Consider the following 609-nt stretch of genomic DNA (forward strand, 5'->3'; position numbering starts at 1 on the left):
CATTTTCTTTTAAAAAATAGCAACCTTGATTATGATTTCATCTTTAAACAAATTTCGCCAACTTGGGTGGATATCACTCTTTTCACTGTCATCTTTTACCGCTCAAGCACAGGTTGATCTTGTGCCAATAATGTCGCATTTACCCGAAGGTGCTTCGGTGAGTATCATCGCTAAGAATTTAACCACAAATCAAATTATTGCAGAATATCAAAGTAAAACCTTTATGTTGCCAGCAAGTACACAAAAAGTATTTACGGCATTAGAGGCAAAATTAGCCTTACTAGATGATTTTAAATTCCAAACCGCTCTTTTAACTAATGGAAAGATAGAAAATGGTAGTTTAAACGGTGATTTAATTGCCCGTTTTACAGGAGATCCTGATTTAACTAGTCAGCAATTATTTCAGCTTGTTTCTAAATTAAAGCAACAAGGTATTCAAACCATCAAAGGCAATCTTATTTTAGATACCACCGTATTTACAAGCCACGATAAAGCAGCAGGCTGGGTTTGGAATGATCTAAATATCTGTTTTAGTGCACCGCCTGCCGCTGTAAATATTGATAACAATTGTTTTTACGTTAATTTAGATGCGAATAAATCTTCAGGGAG

1 protein-coding gene is annotated in these 609 nt (G+C 35.0%); it reads left to right on the forward strand.

The window, feature by feature from the left end; translation table 11 throughout:
* Positions 1-31: 31 nt before the first annotated feature.
* On the forward strand, positions 32-609 hold a 578-nt coding region (gene dacB, locus A1D25_RS01450; protein ID WP_157393948.1), incomplete at its 3' end, for a D-alanyl-D-alanine carboxypeptidase/D-alanyl-D-alanine endopeptidase.

Origin of the sequence: Ursidibacter arcticus (assembly GCF_009761375.1) — a bacterium.
Taxonomy (GTDB): domain Bacteria; phylum Pseudomonadota; class Gammaproteobacteria; order Enterobacterales; family Pasteurellaceae; genus Ursidibacter; species Ursidibacter arcticus.